The 21667-nt window shown below is 56.8% G+C and carries 15 protein-coding genes and 4 pseudogenes; 14 read left to right on the top strand and 5 right to left on the bottom strand.

What is annotated here, in order from left to right:
• Positions 1 to 12: 12 nt before the first annotated feature.
• The 4 genes from FAZ30_RS12065 to tatA form a co-directional block, all read right to left on the bottom strand.
• Positions 13 to 921 (bottom strand): ABC transporter ATP-binding protein, encoded by a 909-nt coding sequence (locus FAZ30_RS12065; protein WP_137009502.1) that lies wholly within the window; start codon positions 919 to 921, stop codon positions 13 to 15.
• A complete protein-coding gene (locus FAZ30_RS12060) occupies positions 914 to 2179 on the bottom strand; it encodes a nitrous oxide reductase family maturation protein NosD (RefSeq protein WP_124645547.1) in 1266 nt (421 codons plus the stop codon). Before FAZ30_RS12060 ends, FAZ30_RS12065 begins: the two co-directional genes overlap by 8 nt.
• Positions 2180 to 2249: 70 nt before the next feature.
• On the bottom strand, positions 2250 to 4205 hold the full coding sequence (gene nosZ, locus FAZ30_RS12055; RefSeq protein ID WP_137009501.1) for a TAT-dependent nitrous-oxide reductase: 1956 nt from the start codon (positions 4203 to 4205) through the stop codon (positions 2250 to 2252).
• A gap of 366 nt (positions 4206 to 4571) precedes the next feature.
• The gene (tatA, locus tag FAZ30_RS12050) at positions 4572 to 4760 is read right to left on the bottom strand and encodes a Sec-independent protein translocase subunit TatA (protein WP_124645549.1); all 189 of its coding nucleotides are present in this window, start codon (positions 4758 to 4760) and stop codon (positions 4572 to 4574) included.
• 212 nt (positions 4761 to 4972) lie between these two features.
• On the opposite strand from tatA, the pseudogene FAZ30_RS20770 reads away from it, so the two are divergent.
• The 10 genes and pseudogenes from FAZ30_RS20770 to FAZ30_RS12000 form a co-directional block, all read left to right on the top strand.
• A pseudogene (locus FAZ30_RS20770) lies at positions 4973 to 5262 on the top strand (transposase); the annotation flags it as partial.
• A gap of 11 nt (positions 5263 to 5273) precedes the next feature.
• The gene (locus tag FAZ30_RS12040; RefSeq protein WP_281279188.1) at positions 5274 to 5456 is read left to right on the top strand and encodes a DUF932 domain-containing protein; all 183 of its coding nucleotides are present in this window, start codon (positions 5274 to 5276) and stop codon (positions 5454 to 5456) included.
• 4 nt (positions 5457 to 5460) lie between these two features.
• The gene (locus FAZ30_RS20400; protein WP_168190831.1) at positions 5461 to 5970 is read left to right on the top strand and encodes a hypothetical protein; all 510 of its coding nucleotides are present in this window, start codon (positions 5461 to 5463) and stop codon (positions 5968 to 5970) included.
• A gap of 491 nt (positions 5971 to 6461) precedes the next feature.
• Entirely contained in the window at positions 6462 to 7967 is a 1506-nt protein-coding gene (locus tag FAZ30_RS12030) for a carbohydrate porin (RefSeq protein ID WP_205676591.1), read from the top strand.
• Between the two features lie 74 nt (positions 7968 to 8041).
• A complete protein-coding gene (locus FAZ30_RS12025) occupies positions 8042 to 9160 on the top strand; it encodes an NHL repeat-containing protein (protein ID WP_205676590.1) in 1119 nt (372 codons plus the stop codon).
• Positions 9157 to 10446: an iron uptake transporter deferrochelatase/peroxidase subunit gene (efeB, locus tag FAZ30_RS12020; protein WP_137009498.1), complete on the top strand. Its 1290-nt coding sequence runs from the start codon at positions 9157 to 9159 to the stop codon at positions 10444 to 10446. The genes FAZ30_RS12025 and efeB overlap by 4 nt, the downstream gene beginning before the upstream one ends.
• Positions 10447 to 10472: 26 nt before the next feature.
• A complete protein-coding gene (locus tag FAZ30_RS12015) occupies positions 10473 to 11483 on the top strand; it encodes an extracellular solute-binding protein (RefSeq protein ID WP_137009497.1) in 1011 nt (336 codons plus the stop codon).
• Complete coding sequence (locus FAZ30_RS12010) at positions 11484 to 13097, top strand: ABC transporter permease (protein ID WP_137009496.1); 1614 nt, start codon at positions 11484 to 11486, stop codon at positions 13095 to 13097.
• Complete coding sequence (locus tag FAZ30_RS12005) at positions 13090 to 14121, top strand: ABC transporter ATP-binding protein (protein WP_137009495.1); 1032 nt, start codon at positions 13090 to 13092, stop codon at positions 14119 to 14121. Before FAZ30_RS12010 ends, FAZ30_RS12005 begins: the two co-directional genes overlap by 8 nt.
• Before the next feature lie 467 nt (positions 14122 to 14588).
• The gene (locus tag FAZ30_RS12000; RefSeq protein WP_137009494.1) at positions 14589 to 17276 is read left to right on the top strand and encodes an MHYT domain-containing protein; all 2688 of its coding nucleotides are present in this window, start codon (positions 14589 to 14591) and stop codon (positions 17274 to 17276) included.
• A gap of 194 nt (positions 17277 to 17470) precedes the next feature.
• Here FAZ30_RS12000 and FAZ30_RS11995 read toward each other — a convergent pair whose 3' ends face one another.
• Positions 17471 to 17977 (bottom strand): tyrosine-type recombinase/integrase, encoded by a 507-nt coding sequence (locus tag FAZ30_RS11995; RefSeq protein WP_205676589.1) that lies wholly within the window; start codon positions 17975 to 17977, stop codon positions 17471 to 17473.
• 37 nt (positions 17978 to 18014) lie between these two features.
• Here FAZ30_RS11995 and FAZ30_RS20765 point away from each other — a divergent pair.
• The 4 genes and pseudogenes from FAZ30_RS20765 to FAZ30_RS11975 form a co-directional block, all read left to right on the top strand.
• Positions 18015 to 18105, top strand: a pseudogene (locus FAZ30_RS20765) (transposase); the annotation flags it as partial.
• A pseudogene (locus FAZ30_RS20760) lies at positions 18102 to 18236 on the top strand (IS3 family transposase); the annotation flags it as partial. The pseudogenes FAZ30_RS20765 and FAZ30_RS20760, both read left to right, overlap by 4 nt.
• A gap of 589 nt (positions 18237 to 18825) precedes the next feature.
• Positions 18826 to 20805 carry a methyl-accepting chemotaxis protein gene (locus tag FAZ30_RS11980; RefSeq protein WP_137009492.1) on the top strand — a complete coding sequence of 660 codons (1980 nt, stop codon included), beginning with the start codon at positions 18826 to 18828 and terminating at the stop codon, positions 20803 to 20805.
• Positions 20804 to 21643, top strand: a pseudogene (locus tag FAZ30_RS11975) (transposase); the annotation flags it as partial. The gene FAZ30_RS11980 and the pseudogene FAZ30_RS11975, both read left to right, overlap by 2 nt.
• Positions 21644 to 21667 lie beyond the last annotated feature (24 nt).

The raw sequence follows: 21667 nt of genomic DNA, 5'->3' as shown, positions 1-21667 counted from the left end.
GCTGCTTGCTACTCATTGCCCGTCTCCGCTGTAACCCAGAAACACATCTTCCAGCGAGGGTTCGCGAATCTGCAGATCGCTGATCTGCTCCCCCAGCGCCAACAACGCCCCCAGCACTGTCATCTTGGCACTGCGCTGGCAGGCCAGCCGTGCGCGGTCGCCACTGATAGCCAATGCGTCCACCGGCAGCGCCTGCAGGGTGTCGCGTAGAGCGGCGCTGGCCGGCTGGCTCAACCTGACATCAAAGGTAAGCGGTAGGCTGCAGCCTTCGCGTAGCTTTTCCAGGCTGCCCACTGCCTGCAGCTGTCCGGCGCGCAGGATGGCAAGACGGCTCACTCGCTCTTGGATTTCCGACAGCAGGTGCGAGGTGATGACTATGGTGACGCCTCGGTCCTGCTGCTCGCGCAGAATCTGGTAAAACTCACGCACGCCTTCCGGGTCCAGCCCGTTGGTGGGCTCGTCCAGAAACAGCAGTTGCGGATTGCCCAACAGGGCCTGGGCAAAGCCCAGCCGCTGGCGCATTCCCTTGGAGTAGGTGCGTACTCGCGTGGTGGCGGCCGCGCTCAGCCCCATGCGCTCAAGCAGCGGCAGGCATTCCTGGCAGGAAGCACCCTTGAGGCGGGCGAAGTAATGCAGGGTTTCCAGACCGGTCAGGTTGTCGTACAGCACTACGTTTTCCGGCAGATAACCCAGTTGACGACGCACCTTGCGAAAGGCGGAGCTGCGAGTGGACTGGTCGCACAGCCGGATATCACCGTCACTGGCCGGAATCAGGCCCAGTATCATGCGAAACAGCGTGCTTTTGCCGGCACCATTGTGGCCGATCAGGCCGAACAGCTCGCCGGCGGCCACCTGCAGGCTGACACCATCCACCGCCAGATGCGGGCCGTAGCGTTTGCTGACGTTGTCGATTTCAATCATTGCTTTTTCCTAACCACTGTTCCCAGCCCTGATGCAGCGGGTGCATGTGCGGCTGGTCGTCCACCACGCTGGGGGCACGCAGCAGCGGAAACTGCTGTGCAATCAGCCGCAGCGTCTGGATGGCGGGACTGCCCATCAGCAGGCGGATGGCGGGCAGACGCCACATCAGCCGGTCCACCACGTCGTTGGCGGCATACGGCACTTCGCCTATGCCCTTGCCCTTACGGTCCCAGCCGGCGTAATTGCTCCAAAAGTTGCCGGACCACTGCACGTCACGGCTGGCCACGTAGCGGATCTGCTCGCGGTTGTGAATGAAATCATTGCCCGACACCTGGTTGCGGTAGGAGCCGGCCCACAAGTGGGCACCCACGGTGTTGTCTACCACCAGGTTGTTGCGCAGCACGTTGTATTCAGCGTCGTAGATGAAAAAGCCGCGCTGATTGCCGGCGACGATATTGTTTTCGATCACCGAGTCCTGGATGGTGCGCAGCATGATGCCGTGATCGCTATTGCCCCACGCACGGTTGCCACGCACGATCTGGTTACGGGTTTCCATCAACGCCAGACCACTGCGGTTGTGGTAGGCCTCGTTGTTTTCCCAGATGTTGTAATAGGAATTCATGTAATGCGTGCCGTAGCGCACATTGTGGATGCGGTTGCCGACAAAGCGGGCATAGTGCGAGACATCCACATAGATGCCATCGCGGGCATAGCTGATGTGATTGCCTTCGATGTGCGCACCGGTGGTGTTGTACAGCTCGATGCCGTTGCCACGCTGCGAGGATTGCAGGTCGCGCTTGCCGGTGATGAGGTTGTGGCTGACGGTGACATCATTGGATTTTTCAATCCACAGCCCAAACAGACTGTAGGCGATATCGCAGCCTTCTATCCGCGCCCGATGCGCGCCGGGTTGTACGTAAACGCCGGCATTCTGTGCGGTGAGGTCGCTGCCACTGTCGGTAATGATGAGCTGGCGCAACACCACGCCTGGGGCGGTAATGCGGATGACATCGCCTAGTCCCGAGCCGTCCACCACCGGCCGCTGCTGCGGATTGGCTGCCTGTAGGGTGATGGCCTTGGCTATCTGCAGGTTTTCCCGGTAATGCCCTGGTGCCAGCAGCAAGGTATCGCCCGGACGGGCATTACGCAGCGCAGTGGCAATGGCACCAGCGCTGGCAGATATCTGCAGGGTGGCAGCCAGTGCCGGCTGCAGCACCAGCAGCAGACACAGGGAAAAAACAATCCGGATGTTTACCACGCCAGCCTCGGAAAAAAATGGGGGAGCGAACTCCCCCGGAATTCATTGCTCGTCTCGTTGCAAGTAATGATCAGGCTTCTACCAGCATGCGTGAACGCATCTCCAAGTGCAGTGCATGGCAGAAGTTGGTGCAGTAGCACCAGAACACGCCCGGCTTGTCGGCGATGAAGGTAACCGACTTGGTATCCTGAGGATGGATGACGAAGTTGATGTTGTACTTGGGGATGGCAAACCCGTGCGTCAGGTCCTCCACCTTGTCCAGATTGGTCACGATGATGGTAACCTCATCGCCCTTCTTCACCTTCCATTCGCGCAGACCGAAAGTTGGTGCTTGTGACGCCAGGTAAACCGTGACTTTCTTGCCCTTGCGCTCCACACGGCTGTCCTTCATGTTTTTGACAGCCAGCGGGAACTCGTCCAGGTTGTAAATCTGACGGGTCTTGATGATGTCGCGACGCACCATGATGGAGTCATGCGGCTCCGGATAGGCCGGGGCATCGTGAATCAGCTGCATCTTGTCACCGGAAATGTCGATCAGCTGCGCATTTTCCGGATGGTACGGGCCTACCGGCAGGTAACGGTCCTTGGAGAACTTGTTGTCGGACAGGAAGAACTTGCCATCCGGTTCCTTGGTTTCGCCCATGGAGGTAAAGCCATGGCCTGGCTGGTAGTGCACGTCGATACGGTCCTGCACCACCTTGGCACTCTTGTCGCCCTTGAAGGCCTTGATGGCCGCATCCAGGCTCCACTTCACGATCTGGCTGTCCAGGAACAGTGTGGTATAGGCGCTGCCCTTGCCGTCAAAGCCGGTATGCAAGGGGCCCAGGCCGATTTCCGGCTCTGCCACCACGGTGTCGCGCGGTTCTTTCAGGCTACCCTCGAACCACTTGAGGATGAGGTCGTGCTCGATCACGGTGGCAGTCGGCGACAGCTTGCCAGCGCAGACGTAGTACTTGCCATCCGGCGAGGTGTTGACGCCATGCGGGTTTTTCGGCACCGGCACATAGCAGGTAAGCGCGGTTTTCGGGTCCTTGTTGGCGTCCTTGGTGCCATCCACGATGGGCACGCCGGATTTGCCGATGGTGAAGGTCTTGCCGGCCTTCACTGCCGCTTCGATGCGTTCGATGTGGAAGAACACACAAGCATCGCGCTCGGCGGCCATCATGTCTTCGTAATGCACGCCGTTTTCGGTGTTGTACTGGTTGGAGCAGGCAATCTTGCCGTCGTAGGAGGTGGCAACTAGGTCCATATTGCCATCCACCTTGCACTGCCAGCGAGGCTCCATGGTTTCCGAATCCACGCAGGTGAACAGGCAGAAATACTTTTCGTGCGCTTCCAGATCGCGGCCGTCATTGGGTTGCGGAATGTGGAATTCATTGCCGCAGAAGACGCGGGTGGTGTGGTTGATCTTGGGGTCTACCGGGTCGCACTTGTCCGGGAATACGCCGTGGAAGCCCTGTACATTGGGCAATTCCAGAATCTTGTCGCATTCCATGGTATCCAGGCGGATACGTGCCAGACGGGCATTGATCTTGTCGTTGACGAAGATGTGCTTGCCGTCATAGGTGCCGTTGGTATAGCTCATGTGCACGTGGTGGGTGTCCCCGGTGGTGTACTTGAGCGAACCGTCCGGCTTGGTGCCGATGATGGCCTTGGATTCGTTGGTAATGCCCCAGCCCACCATGCAGTCGTAATTGAACACTGGAATGCGCTTGATCTCGCGGCCGGACGGAATGCCCAGCACGCGTACTTCGCCAGAGTGACCACCGCTGGAGAAGGCATAGTAGGTATCCAGCTTGCCCGGATGCACTTCGTACTTTTCGTAATCGATGGCGGCTGCCGCCTTGCCGGCAGCTCCGGCGCTGGCTGCACCGGCATCGCTGTTACCCGCCCCCTTGTTGCAGGCGCTAAGGCCCATCGACAGGCCGGCACCGGCCAGACCGGCGACTGCTGTGGTACCCAGGAACTTGCGCCGGGACAGATCCGGCGCGCTATCAGTTGCCTGCTTGTTGTTCGGAGTAGTCATGGAGCGCTCTCTCGCGTTGAAAGTCCGATATGTCTTGCCGCTTTCCGCCTGTCGGGGGTGGGGGTTTCCTGCAGTACACGCGGCAAGGTGCGACAATTTGTCGCAGCGGGTGCATCCTACGTCCTGGGTATTTTTGCTGAAATTGATATGAATCAATCAAACCAGCACGTGATGCATTTGAAATAAAGCACAGAGATAAAACCTAGCACGCATATGCCACGCAGGAACAATCCGCCGTAAAAACTGCCGGCAAAAAATACTGCGAGTAAGGGAAATGCAGGAAACAAGGCAGGCTGAGTGGCCCGCCTGCAGAGATGAACAGCAGTCAAACCAGAGGATCAGACCAGAAAGCGCCTCCTGCGACACTCAGATAGCATCATCACCACGCGATGGCCGGACTGGCGGCAATGAGTCGTCGTCCCCCTGCATACCACGCCGAAAACCACGCACGGCACCACCCAGATCCTCACCGACATTTTTCAGCTTACGGGTACCGAAAATCAGGATGACCACCAGCAACACAATTACCCAATGCAACAGACTGAACGAGCCCATGACACCTCCGTGCACAGCCGCATCCGGACACCGGCCGGCACCTTGTTGACGCTGCTGTCATATCGGCGTCAGCTTAGCTGCCGGCTGCTGCCAAGGCATTGATTCCGCTCAAGCCGATAAAAAGTGCAAGGCAAGCAAACCTGACACGAGATGAGCAAGGATAGAGGGCAATCCGTTTCTAACCGACTGCGATGGAGGGCAGTCACCCATAGATAGCCACATGTATCACCCACCACAACGCACCTGCACTGGACAATTTGCTGGCCGATTACCGGAAGCCCGAAGATCTCATCTGTGAGAACAGCTTACAAAGCGGCTGGTCGAAAAAGCGCTGGATGCCAAGATGGCCGCGCATCTTGGCCATTACAAACATGAGTCGATGTTCAATCCCGACGGTGACACCCGGAACAGCAAGAGCAGCAAGCCCCTCAAGGGCGACTTCAGCGAATTACACATTGAGGTACCACGCGACCGCCAAGGCACCTTAGAGCCACAACTCATAGCGGTGGTGGCATGGGTTCGATGCTCGCGGGCACTCGGGGTACGGCATGGGGCTTGGTGAATGCCATGACCGAGTATGTCGATCATCGCCGTCGAGCCCGTAGTCAGGATTACCGTCTCGATTCGGCCTGGTTCGGTCAGGGTGCCCAACTCAAGGGCAAAGCACTGGAACATGCACTGGCCTTGGTGGAGTGATGCTATGGCCTCCGTGCAATCCATTGCTTTGACGGCAGCTTGCCTCACTGCTGGCATGCGCAACTTCTGTACCTGGAACGGCCTGGGTGTGGCATACGACGGTCCGGATGCCGAGCGCAGTCTGCTGGTGATCTGGGGTGCTGGCTGTCTGGAGCTGCATGCCGAACTGGTGCAATACGCGCCGATGGTGGCAGCCCTCGCAGATACCTTGTACGACCAACTGGATCAGGGTGCACCCGGGGAGTGGCACTACGAGGTGACGGAAGCGCTGGGCTGCGCGATTGCTGAGTGGATCGTATTGCATGATGGCCTGCCCCCTTCCCTCGATTGGGTCAAAACCTGCCTGGTGCGTTTGGCCGGGGAATTCATGCTGCGGGGGCAGCCCCAGCAGTGGCCGGCTATCCAGTTTCAAGCCTTCTTGCGAGGTAAACCCCTGGCTATCCCAATCCGAACTCAGCGTGCAGCCACAACTGGCACAAGCCAGCACTGGACCAGTGATACCTGCCAGAATTAGGGAAGCTGCCAACCGGTTAAAGGTATTGCTTTTCATGTTTTTGCCTTCGCAGATATCAGCAAGCGCGTTGATTATCGTTTTTTTACTCTGGCAAAAACACCGGCCCGGGCAGCAAAAATAGTCACTGCGACAATATGTCGCAGCAAAACCGGCTGACGCTAAATGCATAAGGCATGGCGAGTTTTGGTGCAGGAAATACGCCAAGCGTGCTACCCCAACAGAGATACTGCCTGCCCGTAGCTCAGGCCGATCCAGCAGCTAGCAGCAAACCCTTCCCCCATGCCGGCAAGTCACCGTACAAACCGTCGCATCTCATCACAAAGCGTCACAATAAGCACACCTTTTCAAATGCAAATAGGAGTTATTTGCAAATAGAATTAATCCCAGATCCATAGAGCTAGCCCCTTGGTTTAACAATTACATGCAAATGATTCTCTGCATCATTCGCAAATAGGGATATCCGCGTGAAATCAGTACTGGGGAAACAAATCTTGAGCCACTCGCTACCCGCATCCTGGTCGCGCAGCAAAACGGCTGTGGTGGTGGTGTCTGCCTGCGCTGCATGGGCAAGCGCAGGCAATGTCCAGGCAGAATCCACCATGAATCTGGCAGAACAGGCAGAGGTCAATCCGGCAGAGCTACCGGAAGCCGACCAGACTGTACAAGCCAAACCAGCAGACCAATGGACCGGCGTATGGAACCGCTCCACCCTGCTGGGTGACATGGGCGGCCTGCGCAGCAGCCTTGGCCAACACGGCATCACGCTGGGGCTGACGGAAGACAGCGAATACCTGAGCAACGTGTCTGGCGGACTGAAGCATGGCAGCGAATACCATGGCGTCACCACCCTGACCTTGGGGCTGGACACGCAAAGAGCCGGCCTGTGGGAAGGCGGATCGGCCAATGTCAGCGTACTGGACATCCATGGTGACAGTTTTAGCGCCGACCATGTCGGCAGCCTGCAAACATCCAGCGGCACTGAGGCAGCAGCCACTACCCGGCTGTGGGAAGCCTGGTACCAACAAAAACTCTTCAATGGCAAGGCTGATATCAAGATCGGTCAACAGAGTATCGACCAAGAGTTCATGGTCAGTCAGTATGCCGGTACTTTCATGGGTACCATGTTCGGCTGGCCGGCCATCCCATCCGACGACATGACAGCCGGAGGCCCGGCCTATCCGCTCTCCGGGCTGGGCGTGCGCTTGCGTGGCAAGCTGACTGATCAGCTGTCAGTGCTGGGCGGCGTGTTCGCGGGCGATCCAGCCGGCACCAGCAACAGTGACTCCCAGCAGGCCAACAAGCACGGCACTGCCTTCAATCTGCACGGTGGCAGCTTGTGGATCAGCGAACTGCAATATGGTCTGAACCAGCCGGGTGATGGCCAGCTGGATGATGGAAAGCCGAAGGGCCTGCCGGGCACCTACAAGCTGGGTGCCTGGTATCAGAACGCAAAATTTGGCGACCAGCGTTATGACGATACCGGTCTGTCACTGGCGGACCCTAACAGCTCCGGCAATGCCGCGCAGCATCGTGGCAATTACAGTATTTACGCCGTGGCCGACCAGATGCTATGGCGTCCGGCGGAAGACAGCAGCCGTACCCTCAATGCTTTTACCCGCCTGATGTGGGCACCGGGCGACCGGAACCAGATCAGCTTCAGCGCCAATGCCGGTATCACTTTGACGGCCCCGTTCAATGGTCGCGACAGCGACGTGGCGGGTCTGGCCGTGGGCTATGTGAAGGTGGGCAACCATCTGCGTGCATATGACGAGGATACGGCCACAGCCAACGGTAATCCGCTGTACCCGGTACGCCGTGATGAGACTTTTGTCGAAGCCACCTACCAGTACCAGCTCACCCCGTGGTGGCAATTGCAAGGCGACCTGCAATATACGCTGAAACCCGGCGCGGGCACAGTGTCCAGCACTGACAGCACCCAGACCCAACACATTCCGAATGCCTGGGTAGTGGCCGTGAAAACCGTGATTACCTTCTGATGGCAAGCCGGTCCTGAGGCCGGCGGCCCTAATTGAAATCCACCCTCATTACGCCTTACTCATCGGGAGTTTTCATGAAAAGCCTGTTTCGCTTTTCCACCTGCCTGATCGGCATGTCCCTGCTGGCCAATTTCAGCTTGGCCGAGGACAGCATTCCCTTCCTGCAAGGCATCAAGAAGCACACCACCCTTACTACCACGGTACCGGACAATGGCGACCAAAACCCGTACGCCCTGGCTGTGGCACCAGTCACTGCCGGCAGTGTGAAGGCGGGCGACCTGTTGATCGACAACTTCAACAATGCTGCCAACCTGCAAGGCCTGGGCAGTACCATCGTCAACTACCATCCTGACAGCAAGCAGCTGACCCTGTTTGCCCAGTTGCCGCGCGATCTGCATAACTGTCCGGGCGGCGTAGGCCTGTCCACGGCCATGACCATGCTCAAGAGCGGCTGGGTCATTGTGGGCAGCACCCCCAGCAATGACGGCACTACCGATACCAAGGGTGCCGGCTGCCTGGTTGTATTGGACCCCAATGGTAAAGTGGCAGATGTGTGGTCTGGTCCGGACATCAACAATCCTTGGGGCAATATGGCGGTGGTGGATCAAGGCGACAAAGCCACCCTGTTTGTCAGCAATGCCGGCTTTGGCGTGGGCAGCGCCAAGGGCAATCCGCCGGTGGTGAATCAATCCACCGTGTTGCGGCTGGAGCTGGACATTCCGGCTGGCAAACCGCCGGTCATCAAGACCCGTACCGTGGTGGCCAGCGGCTTTGGCGAGCAGGCCGACAAGGGTGTGTTCCTGATCGGCCCCACCGGCCTTGCGCTGGGCAAGGACGACAAGCTGTATGTCTCCGACGCACTGGGCAACCGCATCAGCGAGATCTGGGATGCCACCACCCGCACTACCAGTGCCGGGATTGGCCGCACCCTGACCCATGACGGCATGCTGTTGCGTCCGCTGGCCATGACCACCACCCCGCAAGGCCATCTGCTGGTGACCAACGGCTCCAACGGCAAGGTAGTGGAAATCGACCCGGAAACCGGCACGCAGCTGGTAGCCCGCTGGATCAACACCAACAAGGCGATGACCCCGCCGGGCAACGGCAACCTGTTCGGCATCACCATGAATGCAGCCGGCGATGGCTTCTATTACGTTTCCGATGACGTCAATACAGTGGTACTGGCCAAATGAGTAAGCACGACACCCCGATCAACCCCGCCCGCCGGCGCTTTTTGCTTGGCGGCACTCAGGCCGCTGTGGCCGGGGCGCTGCTGGGGGGCGGCCTGGGCATGCTGAGCAGCCCGCGCGCACTGGCTGCCACGCCGATGCCACAGGATCTGATTCCGTTTGATGGCGCGCATCAGGCCGGCATCATCACGCCACAGCAAAAACACAGCTACTTTGCAGCCTTTGACCTGGATACCGAACAGCGCGCCGATGTCATTGCCCTGCTCAAGCGCTGGACCGCTGCGGCACGCCGGCTCAGCCGGGGCCAGACGGCACTGCCGCTGAGCGGCAAGATTGACGCCGCTCCGGAAGACGGCGGCGACAGCATCGGCCTGTCCACCGGCAAACTGACGCTGACCTTTGGCTTTGGCCCCGGCCTGTTCAGCAAGAACGGGGTGGATCGTTACGGTCTGGCCAGCCGTCGCCCGGCAGCCTTTGTCGATCTGCCGAAATTCAATGGCGACCAGCTGGTGCCGGAGCGCAGCGGTGGTGACCTGTCCATCCAGGCTTGCGCCGACGACCCGCAAGTTGCCTTCCATGCCGTACGCCAACTGGCCGCCCTGGCCCAGGGCGTGGCCAGCCTGCGCTGGGCACAAACCGGCTTTGCCAGCGCACCGGCTGATGGCAGTACCGGGCGCAATCTGATGGGTTTCAAGGACGGCACTAATAATCCGTCAACCAAGGATCCGGCCCTGATGAAGGAATTTGTCTGGGTTGGCGACGAAGGCGGCTGGATGAAAAACGGCAGCTATGTGGTGGTGCGTCGCATCCGCATTGCGCTGGAACACTGGGACCGCAGCGAACTGGGCTTCCAGCAGGAAGTGGTCGGTCGCTACAAGGATAACGGTGCACCGCTAGGCCAGAAAAACGAGTTTGAAGCCATGAAGCTGGATGCCACCGACAAGGATGGCAACACTATCATTCCGGACAGTGCCCACTCGCGTGTGGCCTCGCCGCAGGAAAATGGCGGCTCGCGCATTCTGCGCCGTGCCTATTCCTACAATGACGGCTCCAGCTTTACCGCCGAGCGCTGGCCGCCCTGGCATCAGGGCATCGAATACGATGCCGGCCTGTTCTTCATCGCTTACCAGCGCGATCCGCGCAGCGGCTTCATCCGGATCAACAAGACCGTGGCCGCGCGCGACATGATGAACCAGTACACCACCCATGTAGCCAGCGCCATCTTTGCCTGCCCGCCAGGTACCGATGGCAAGGGCTATATCGGCGAACCGTTGTTCGCCGGACTGTAAACCAACCGAATACAAGGCAGTTCACCATGAAATCATTTATCAAGCAGAGCCTGCTCGGCGTCGCCAGTCTGATCAGCCTGGGTCTGGCGCTCCCGGCCAATGCCGCTAGCCTGATCCTGTACAGCGCCCAACACCCGCAAACCGTCAAACTGCTGGTCAAGGACTTTGAGCAAGCCAGCGGCATCAGCGTCAAGGTGCGCGAAGGCGAAGGCCCGGAGCTGGTGGCCCAGTTGATGGCCGAAGGCAAGGCCTCACCGGCTGACGTCTACTTTGCCTCGAACTCGCCGGAGTTGATGGCGCTGGAAGGCAAGCAGATGCTGACCCGCCTGCCTGCCGCCACGCTGGCCGCCATCCCGGCCAAGTACAACTCGCCCAGCGGCAGCTGGGTGGGCGTGACCGCACGTGAAAACGTGCTGGTGGTCAACAACAAGCTGGCTGCCGGTCTTGCCATGCCGTTCTCCTTGCTGGATCTGGCTGGCCCGCAATGGAAAGGCAAACTGGCCATTGCACCGTCTGATGGCGACTTCCTGCCACTGGTCAGCGCCGTGCGCGCCCTGAAGGGTGAGGCTGCGACCCAGCAATGGCTGAAGGGGCTGCGCAACAACGCTCAGATGTTCGACGACAACGAAGGCGTCGCCGCTGCTGTCAATCGTGGCAGCGTGGCTGTCGGCATCATCAACAATTACTACCTGGCACGCCTGCAGGTAGAGCTGGGCAACAAGGGCATGCACAGCCAGCTGTATCACTTCGGCAATGGTGACGTTGGTGCCTTGCTCAACGTCTCTGGTGCCGGGGTACTGAAAACCGCGCACAATGCCGATGCGGCGCAGAAATTTGTCAGCTACCTGACCAGCGCCCGTGCCCAGCAGGTGCTGGCCAAGAGCAACATCACCTTCGAGTACCCGCTATTGCCGGGCATCGCACCGGCACCGGTGCTCAAGCCTTTCAACCAGTTGACGCCGCCGGCACTGGATATGCAGAAGCTGGGGGATGACAGTCAGGCAGCGCCCATGCTGCGCAAGGCCGGTTTGCTGTAAATGGCCATTCACTCCCTGATGCCGGGGAGAACCACACACCGCCAGGGCTGGCTATTTGCTGCCGCCCTGGCGGTATGTGCCGTTCTGGCTTCCCCGCTGCTGGTCATCATCTGGCAGGCTGCGCAGTCCGACCCGGCAGACTTCATCGACATGCTGTGGCGACCGCTGGTTGGTTCGCTGGCGCTCAACACCGCAATCATCGTGTCCGCCACCACTCTGCTGTGTGGCGTGCTGGGGCTGGTCTGTGCCTGGTTTGCCGAACGCACCCGTCTGCCCTGGCAGGGGCTGTGGCCGCTGTTGAGCGTGGCACCGATGGCTATTCCCACCTTCATCAGCAGCTATGCCTGGGTTTCGCTCAGCGACGATCTGCAAGGTTTTCCCGGTGCGCTGTTGGTGCTGGGCAGTGCCTATTCGCCACTGGTCTTCCTGCCGGTATCTGCCGCATTGCGCGGTCTGGATCCGGCACTGGAGGAAACGGCCAGAACCCTTGGGCTGGGGCCATGGCGCTGTTTCTTCCGCCTGATCCTGCCGCAGCTGCGACCAGCCTTGCTGGGCGGCATGTTGCTGGTGGCGCTAAGCACCTTGTCAGAGTTCGGTGCCTTTGTCTTGTTGCGCTTTCGTACCTTCACCACCGAAATCTTTGCCGAATACCGCGCCGGCTTTGACAGCCATGGTGCAGCCCAGTTGTCCATCGTGCTGCTGCTGGTAGCCGCCATGCTGATCGGCCTTGAATGGCGGGTAAGGCGGCAGCCCAGTTATGAGCGGCGTGCCAAGGGCGCTCGCCGCGCACCGCCACGGCTGGAGCTGGGAGCGCGGAAATGGCTGGTGGTGGCCGGCTTTGTGCTGCTGTCCTGCATCACGCTGTTGCTGCCGCTCTCCACGCTGGCTTACTGGTTGACCCAGCATGGCGATGCCGCCGTGTCGCCGGTCGAGGTATCGGCGGAGCTGATTCTTGACGCCAGTTCCAGTTCGATTGAGCTGGGTCTGGAAGGTGCAGCCCTGACTGTGCTGCTGGCATTGCCGCTTGGCTATCTGCTGGCGCGCATGCCGGGCCGGCTGACCGGCCTCATGGAACGGCTGACCTTCCTGGTACAGGGCGTACCCGGCATTGTCATCGCACTGGGGCTGGTCACCGTGTCCATCCGCGTCGTGCCGTCGCTGTATCAGACCCAGTTCCTGCTGCTGCTGGCCTACGCCATCCTGTTTCTGCCGCTGGCCATCGTCAGCGTGCGCTCGGCACTGCTTCAGGCCGAAAGCCGACAGGAGGAACTGGCACGCTCACTGGGGCTAGGCAGTTGGCAGACCTGGCTGCGTGTGCTGCTGCCCATGGCCGCGCCCGGCTTGGGTGCGGCTGCCAGTCTGGTATTCCTGTCCATTGTCACCGAACTGACCGCCACCTTGCTGCTGTCACCCATCGGCACCGAAACACTGGCCACCCAGATCTGGGCCGACACTTCGGCCATGGCCTATGCCGCCGCTGCGCCTTATGCACTGGCGCTTACCTTGCTATCCATGGCATCCACCTGGCTGCTGATGGCCTTGCTGGGAAGGAATGCCATCGACCGTCTGGCCACCGATGGCCACACCGCTACAGGAGACGCTTCTCATGTCTGAACTTTTGCTTCAGGGGCTGTGCAAACAATTCGGGCAACAGCGGGTCATCGACCAGCTTGATCTGCACATTCCTTCCGGCTCCCTGCTGGCCCTGCTGGGCCCATCAGGGAGCGGCAAAACCACGCTGCTGCGCATGCTGTGCGGCTTCGAGCACCTCGACGCTGGTAGCATCAGCATTGGCGGGAAGCTGGCCAGCAGCGCCAGTATCCACGTGCCGCCAGAGCGGCGACGCATCGGCTATGTACCGCAGGAAGGTGCGCTATTTCCTCATCTGAGTGTGGCCGACAACATCGTGTTCGGCCTGCCACGCAGTCTGCGTAAGCGGTGTCATCGGGTGGCGGAGTTGTTGGAAATGGTGGGCCTGCCTGCACACTTTGCCACCCGTGCGCCGCAGCAGTTGTCCGGTGGTCAGCAACAGCGCGTGGCATTGGCACGTGCATTGGCACCGGAACCTGCGGTGGTATTGCTGGACGAACCGTTCTCGGCACTGGATACCGGCCTGCGCAATGATACCCGCCAGGCTGTGCTGCAGACATTGAAAGCCGTGGGTGCCACGGCGGTGCTGGTTACCCATGACCAGTCGGAGGCCTTGTCCTGTGGTGAGCAAGTGGCCGTCTTGTGGGAAGGCCAGTTGCTGCAGCAGGACAGTCCGGCCAATCTCTATTGCCGTCCGCGCACACCGGAACTAGCAGGTTTTCTAGGCGAATCCATCCTGCTTCCAGGCATTGCCGGCCCGCAAACGGTGGAGTGCGAGCTGGGCAGTCTTCCCTTGTCACAAGTCCATCAGCAAGGTGCAGTAGATGTGTTGATCAGACCCGAGCAGATAAGACTGGGGCCGCCATCACCCAGCCAGCCGCAGGCCAGAATCATTGGTATGGAGTACTTTGGCCACGATGCCACCCTACACCTGGAATTGCTGCACAGCCGGCATACCATCAAGGCGCGTACCAACGGCTGGCATGCCTATCAAAACGGACAGACTGTAGGGGTTGCCGTTGACGGCTCAGTAACCGTTTTTGCCTAGCAAACACTTGAGGCCACTGGTGGAGAAATAGCAGCGGACGAACGTTTTCTAATGAGCCGGTGATGTCGGGATGCTACCCATTCGGAAGCATGAATTTATAAATTCCAATACGAAAGAAACTACGACAAGCTGCTGCTTGGTAATTAATCATGGCAATAAAATGTCTTTTGCATAAAAGCCAGTTCTGAAGGCAGCAAAAGAAAACCGCCACGAGGGCGGTATAAACGAGAAGTTAATCTCGGGCTGGTGCTGATGAAGTCAGCATTAGAACTATAATGCAGCTCCTACTGTTATGCCAAATGATTTTTGTAAATTTTCGTGCTGCAACACAGCCCCATAAACGGGCTGAAATACTGAATTGCAAGTAACTAGTTACATGACATTGCAATGCAAGCTTTCTGTGAGCTATACCGGTTAAAAGCATCATGATTGACCTTCTATATGCGCGATCTGCCTGAGAGCTGAGCATGCTGAACTCCTACTTCATCAGCAGTTATCAAACGCTGCTTTTTTTACAAACCCAATACAATCTTTGGCTGGTCTCCCTCTCTCTTCTTGTCGCTATTTCCACTTCTTGCCTTGCTTTGCAAATGGCCGGTTTCGCGCGAGAGGCGACTGAAGGCAATCTCAAAAAAATTGCTCTGGTGACAGGATCGATTGCAATGGGAGGCGGCATCTGGGCCATGCATTTTGTTGGCATGCTTGCATTCTCAATCTGTAGTTCGGTGCATTACGCGTTGCTTCCCACGTTGTTCTCCATGCTTCCTGCTATTGGCGCAGCCTGGTTTGCCCTGCGAAGACTTGCCCAGCCAAGCATCAGCCAGAGCCAGTTGTGGCTAAGCGGCACGCTGGTTGGCAGTGGCATCGGCATCATGCACTACAGCGGGATGGCTGCCATGAACATGGCGCCCCAGCTCCGTTATGACCCGCTATGGTTTGCCGCCTCAATCATGGTCGCCGTGTTACTAAGTACCTTGGCGTTATGGATAAGGTTTGGCCTAGATAGCAATCGCCTGCGCAAGGGCTACGCAACCTTGCTGGGAGGGGGCGTAATGGGCGTTGCCATTGCTGGTATGCACTACTTTGGCATGGCAGCGGCCCGCTTTATTGGCACGCCTCAGGCCGGAGGATTTTCGTCTTGGAATGACAATGCCAGCCTTGCTATCGGAATTGCCGTACTGGTGCTCATGCTGGGAAATATGGTTCTGGCAGGTAATGTGCTGCTTCGCTACCGCATGCTCTACCAGAAGACGCAGGCAAACGAGCTGAAACTGCAGACCATCGTCAGCACGACCATTGATGGCATGATCACCTTTGATGCCGAGGGTAGGATAGAGTCGTTAAATCCGGCGGCAGAACGCTTGTTCGGCTGGATGGAGTCTGATGTCAAGGGCTGCAACATCCAACAGCTAATCCCCGCGCGGTACCAACAGGGTCGGCAGATGACTTCTCCTGCTTCGCTGCCGATTTCCGAAATTGAGGAAGAGGCTGTGGGTCGTCGCAAGGATGGCACACAATTCCCTATTCGCCTGGCTATTGGCAAGGGCGCGCTTCCTGCGTACAGCCTGTATGTCGGATTCATCACCGATATCAGCGAACGCCACCGAATGCAGCGTGAACTGGAAGAGCAAGAGCAACAGTTCCATGCACTGATTGACAATATTCCTGGAGTGACATTTCGCAGCGAGGCCAAAGAGCCGTGGAATAAGTTGTTTATCAGTGAAGACATTCAGGAACTTAGTGGCTGGCCAAGTAATATCTTCATGAGCGGAGGCATGCACATCTTCAATATCATCCATCCGGAAGACCAGCAGCGAGTACGTGATGTTATTCATAATGCACTGAATAAATGTATTCCTTATACGGTGGAATACCGCATACGCTGCATGGATGGAACCGAATGCTGGGTATCTGAAAGTGCCCGTGGTGTTTTCAATGAAGTGAATCAAGCCGTTTTCATTGATGGGCTTATTCTTGATGTTTCAGAACGCAAGCTCATGGAGCTTGCCATGCAAGTGGCTAAGGAAAGTGCGGAATCTGCCGCCAGATCAAAAAGCGCTTTTCTTGCCAATATGAGTCATGAAATCCGTACTCCAATGAATGCAATTATCGGCTACACCGATCTTCTGCAGGATTTCGAGATAGATGCTGAACCGAAGAAGATGATTGAAATCATCAATCAGTCTGCCAAAGGCTTGCTGGGATTGATCAACGATATTCTGGATACGGCAAAACTGGAACAAGGTGCTGTGGAGCTGGAGGAACTTCCCTTTTCACTGCGAAATGTCTGCCAACAGACTATTGATACGTTAAAGCTGACAACCGAGCGCAAAGGTATTAGCCTGATTATTGAATACCCGGAGAGCATCAACGATCACTTCATGGGTGATGCTATGCGTATTCGGCAGATATTGCTGAATTTAATGAGCAATGCCGTAAAATTTACTGAAAAGGGCGAAGTGCGGCTAAAGGTTTCCCAACATACGGGCATTGTCGAGCTGATCGTTGTAGATACCGGTATCGGGATGAATGCAGTCGCACAGGCAAAGTTGTTCAAGCCATTTTCGCAGGCCGATGCATCAACTTCACGGCGTTTTGGTGGCACCGGTCTAGGAACAACCATTGCCTTGGAATTGGTAAAAAAGATGGGAGGAAGTATCGGTGTCGAAAGCACTGCGGGTAAGGGCTCGACATTTACCGTACGGATTCCGCTGGTAGCTGCCCAGTCAGGCCAGATAGTTAAACCGGTTGTCGAAGATGCCAATCTACCGCCATTGGATATTCTGGTAGCGGATGACGTGGTACAAAACCTTAACTTGATCAAGATCCTGCTCAAGAAGCGAGGCCACACAGTAACTACGGCAATGAACGGGAAGGAAGTACTGCAGCTTTGGTCGCAACATGATTTTGACATTATTCTGATGGATGTGCAGATGCCAATCATGGATGGACTGGAGACTTGCAGAGTTATTCGCTCCAGTGGTGGAGATCCAGACAAATATGGTATTCCGATAATCGCACTGACTGCAAGTGTCTTACAGGAAGACCGGGCAGCCGCAATGGCAGTTGGCATGAGCGGATTTGCTTCCAAACCAATTGATATAAAGCAATTGGATCAGGAAATGAAACGCGCCTTGCAAGAAGCGTACGGCTAGGTTTCGGTTTCCTTATTATGACTAAGGCGAAAATAGACAAATATAGCAATTGTGCTACTTGCGGCTTTTTTGAATATTTTATGACCGTTTTCATATTGAAAGCAGGCATAGCACGCTCATAGTGCCAGTGACCGTTATGGCCGATGAGGACACTGTTGGCAGCGAATGTTCGCTGCCAACTTCCTTGTGGCTACCTAGATTTCAATCTGCTCTGAAATTTCCAGTGCATCATCGACCTCGATGCCAAGGTACCGAACCGTGCACTCCAGCTTGGTGTGGCCAAGTAAGATTTGTACAGCACACAGATTTTTGGTCTTTTTGTAGATCAATGTTGCCTTGGTCCGACGTAATGAGTGTGTGCCATAGATGGATGAGTCCAGACCTGCTGTCGAGACCCACATATGCACAATCCGTGCGTATTGACGAGTCGACAGGTGTGGAGAGTCTGCCAGCCGACTAGGAAACAGATACTGATCGCTTCGCAAGTGCGCTTTCTCTAGCCATGCAGACACCGCCAGCCTTGTCGGCTCCGTCAGTTCAAATTGCACAGGCCGTTGAGTCTTGCGCTGAATAACAATCGCACGGGGCAGAGTCTGGTTTCCATGTGTTACGTCACGTTCGCGTAAGTTAACGAGATCACATCCACGAAGTTTGCTGTCGATAGCTAAGTTGAACTGAATCGCCCCTCCTTTCCTAGACACCTCGCGAGCCTCACACTAGGCCCCACAAGGAGGTGTCATGAGCAAGCCGCGTTTCCCCGAAGAGTTCAAGATTGAAGCAGTCCAACAGGTAACCGAGCGTGGTTACCCAGTGGCCGAAGTCGCCAGGGAAGAGGCCCGGCGGGACATTTTCGATTACATCGAGATGTTCTACAACCCGAAGCGCTGGCATGGTTCCGCAAACGGGCTATCGCCGGTAGAGTTTGAGAAGCAATATTTCCAACGGTTCAAGAGTGTCTAGAGAAGCCGGGGCGATTCAAACATCGCTAGGTCACGTACTGCATACTTGTTCTGAAGATGGATCCGTATAGCCCAGATATCCTTTGGCTTGAGTGGTGGCTTTTGGCCAATCATCTTGCCCTTGTTCCAAGCCTCACGTTTTTGCGGGAAGAGATCAGGTAAATTTTGCGTGACATTACCGGTGTTAGTGCCTAGTTGGTACTAGGGGATTTCCTTACGACCAAGGTCTGGCAATCTCATCCCGCAGGGCCTAATGCCCTCCACTATCGGCCATGCACTAGCCACCCGAGCCCCCCCACCCCAGCTATATCTGCGCACGCCACGGCCACATCAGCATCCTGTCACAGGCCTGGCATACCGCATCCCATCTAAATCAAATCAGCCAATCACGGCAAAGACATGTGAGGATTCCTCAAATGATCCTCAACATTGAATATTTGCTCGAAAGCATTGACCTGTTTCAAGTTTGAAGGGCTGAAACTCCAATAGCATCTCCTTGTGCTGTGCTTGTTTGATGACATTCGCACGGCCTCGTTATAGCTTCAGTGACCACCCCCAGATCAGCTCTTCATTGGTAAAGGTAGCACCGCATGTTTTCCACCATCAGAAACCGTCTTCTCTTGCTGATCATGGTTCCACTCCTCGTGCTGAGCAGCTTCTCACTCCTTTTGCTCGTACAGAACTACAACCAATACCAAAAGGCCCAGCAAACCCGAAACCTCATGGAGTTAGCCATCGCATCGGGCAACTTGATTCACTCCATGCAGATTGAGCGAGGCGCATCTGCAGGCTACCTGCAATCCCATGGCCAGAAGTTCGCTGACAAGCTGCCGGAAATCCGCAAAACCACAGACACCAAACGGCAGGCCTACCTGCTGGTGATCGCCGGCAATCATGACATGTCGAGTGGCGTGAATATTCAGAAGGCCAAGGATGCATTGCAGGAATTGGCAGGCATGCGTGAGCAAATTTCCCACCAAGGCACCTTGCCCGCACAGAGTTCTGCCTACTATTCCCAAACCATCGCTACTCTTCTCAAGAGTATTTCAACGATCGGCAAGGACAATGATCAGGCTGATATCGTGCGCCGCCTGCAAGCTTACCTGGCCCTGATTCAGGCCAAAGAGAATGTAGGCCTGGAGCGAGCTCTTTCTTTGCCGGCATTTATCTCCGACAAAATTGAGTGGCCACAGTACCGTGCCATCCTGGCAAAAATCGACAACCAGGACGTGCTACTGAATCAGTTCGAAGGCATTGCCCAGCCAGCTGAAGTCGCTGCTTTGAAAAGTGTATTGTCGAGCGACGCATCCGTCCGGGTAGAGCAGTTCCGCGGCTTGATGGAAAGCCACTTCATGCAGGGCGGCTTCAATGTGACGGCGGACCAATGGTTCGACGCCATCACCAGCAAGATGAATGCCCTCTACGGTGTTGAGCAGCAGCTGTCCGCAAGCATTGATGGCCAAACTCAGGCACTGGAAGCCCAAGCGCTACGCAACCTCTTGATCGTTGGCGTGGTAGGGCTTGTCACCGTCCTCTTCAGTGCCGGCATCGGCCTGTGGGTTGGCCGTAGCATTGGAGGCCCACTACTACTGGTAGCTCGGTCGGTAGAGAGGTCGGTTGAAACCCGTGACCTTTCCTGTACGGTGCATGCCGAAGGCGTGAAAGAAACCCGGCAGATCGGAAATGCCTTCAACAACCTGATGGATGCATTCTCCCATCTGATCCTAGACGTGCAGGGCTGTGGCAAGGACATGGGCACAGTTGCTGAGCAGCTTTCCTCTAGCAGCAATCAGGTCCGGCAGAGTGCATCGGTGCAGTCGGAAGCCACAGCCTCTGTTGCCGCTGCGGTTGAACAGACGGCGGTCAGCATGACTGAGATGTCCACCAGTACACGTTCCGTTATGGCGCAGGTTCAGGGATCACGTAGCGATACAGGCCAAGCACTGCAGACGATGAAAGAGACAGTGAGAACGGTTGGTGAGATTGCCCGGCAGATCAAGGCGTCCGGCAATGACATCCAGCGCCTGAATGCCAGCTCAAAGGAGATCGGCGGCATTATAGACGTAATCAGTGACATTGCAGACCAGACGAACCTGCTGGCACTGAATGCGGCTATTGAAGCTGCACGGGCTGGCGAAACCGGGCGCGGGTTTGCGGTGGTGGCTGATGAGGTTCGCAACCTGGCTGCACGTACCGGGACCGCGACAGAGCAAATTGCCAGTTTGATACTGGATGTGCAGAAGCGAATCGACGCCACCGTTGCCGGGATGGCCACCGCCGACGAGCTATCTAGCCAAAGCCTGGTGACTGTTGGGTCGAGCGAGCAGGGCCTGAAGCAGATTGATGAGAGTTCCCAGCTGGTATTGCAGCGCATGCAAGGCATCGCCACGGCCATTGAAGAGCAGGATCAGGCCATGCAGGTCATCAGCCAGAATGTGGAGCGCATAGCGCAAATGACCGAGGAAAACAGTGTTGTTGCCGTGCAAAACAATTCACAGGCCGAAAAGCTGGACCAGCTGGCCGGTCGGCTGTCAGCAACGATAAGCCAGTATCGCATCAGCCTGTCCTGACCAGCCGGTGACCACGCTGAAAAAGAGCATGGAAAGGCTACAGCAGATCCGAGCCCAGCTTGAGCAAGAGCCAACTGGACAAATCTCGCTGACAGATCCCGATTCCCGCGCTATGGCCACCAGTACCAGTCGCGGACTGGTTGGTTACAACGTACAAACCGCGGTTGACACTCGGCATCACCTTATCGTGGCGCATGAGGTTACTAACCAGGGCAGTGATCGTCGCCAATTGGCCAAAATGGCAAGACAGGCCAAAGAGGCGATGCAGACTACCCATCTTGAGGCCATCGCAGACCGGGGTTACTACCATGGGGAAGAGGCATGGACCTGTGTCGATGCAGGGATTGTGCCCCTGATTTCGAAGCCCATGACGTCGTCTGCCAAAGCGGAGGGACGGTTCGACAAAGAAGACTTTCTGTTTGATTCGGCAGCAGGTGAATATGTGTGTCCTGCCGGTAGTCGGCTGATTTGGCGTTTCTCAACCACCGAACGGGGTGCACTCGTCCATAAATACTGGAGTTCTGACTGCCCTCGCTGTGCACTCAAAGCACAATGTACACCCAGCTCAAACCGGCGCGTCACTCGCGCAGAGCATGAAGATGTGCTTGAAGAAATGCAAAAGCAGCTGGATATCCGGGGAAGTGTTATGAAGCTGCGGCGCCAGACTGTGGAGCATCCGTTTGGCACATTAAAAGAATGGATGGGTGCCACGCATTTCCTGACACGAGGCCTTGGCCAGGTCAGTACCGAGATGAGCTTGCAGGTCCTTGCCTACAATCTAAAGCGGGTGATGAAGATTCTAGGATTTGAAGAATTAATGGCAGCAGTGAAGGCCTGAAAGGGCCTTTTTACCTGTCAAAAC

It is taken from the genome of Aquitalea aquatilis (assembly GCF_005155025.1).
GTDB lineage: Bacteria > Pseudomonadota > Gammaproteobacteria > Burkholderiales > Chromobacteriaceae > Aquitalea > Aquitalea aquatilis.
The sequence above is the reverse complement of the archived record's forward strand: the minus strand, read 5'-3'. Positions and strand labels throughout refer to the sequence as shown.

Excerpts from the sequence above, each read along its gene's own strand:
- FAZ30_RS12065 (WP_137009502.1), bottom strand. The coding sequence starts at position 921 with ATGATTGAAATCGACAACGTCAGCAAACGCTACGGCCCGCATCTGGCG.
- nosZ (WP_137009501.1), bottom strand. The coding sequence starts at position 4,205 with ATGACTACTCCGAACAACAAGCAGGCAACTGATAGCGCGCCGGATCTG.
- tatA (WP_124645549.1), bottom strand. The coding sequence starts at position 4,760 with ATGGGCTCGTTCAGTCTGTTGCATTGGGTAATTGTGTTGCTGGTGGTC.
- FAZ30_RS12040 (WP_281279188.1), top strand. The coding sequence starts at position 5,274 with ATGGGTTCGATGCTCGCGGGCACTCGGGGTACGGCATGGGGCTTGGTG.
- FAZ30_RS20400 (WP_168190831.1), top strand. The coding sequence starts at position 5,461 with ATGGCCTCCGTGCAATCCATTGCTTTGACGGCAGCTTGCCTCACTGCT.
- FAZ30_RS12025 (WP_205676590.1), top strand. The coding sequence starts at position 8,042 with ATGAAAAGCCTGTTTCGCTTTTCCACCTGCCTGATCGGCATGTCCCTG.
- efeB (WP_137009498.1), top strand. The coding sequence starts at position 9,157 with ATGAGTAAGCACGACACCCCGATCAACCCCGCCCGCCGGCGCTTTTTG.
- FAZ30_RS12015 (WP_137009497.1), top strand. The coding sequence starts at position 10,473 with ATGAAATCATTTATCAAGCAGAGCCTGCTCGGCGTCGCCAGTCTGATC.
- FAZ30_RS12010 (WP_137009496.1), top strand. The coding sequence starts at position 11,484 with ATGGCCATTCACTCCCTGATGCCGGGGAGAACCACACACCGCCAGGGC.
- FAZ30_RS12005 (WP_137009495.1), top strand. The coding sequence starts at position 13,090 with ATGTCTGAACTTTTGCTTCAGGGGCTGTGCAAACAATTCGGGCAACAG.
- FAZ30_RS12000 (WP_137009494.1), top strand. The coding sequence starts at position 14,589 with ATGCTGAACTCCTACTTCATCAGCAGTTATCAAACGCTGCTTTTTTTA.
- FAZ30_RS11980 (WP_137009492.1), top strand. The coding sequence starts at position 18,826 with ATGTTTTCCACCATCAGAAACCGTCTTCTCTTGCTGATCATGGTTCCA.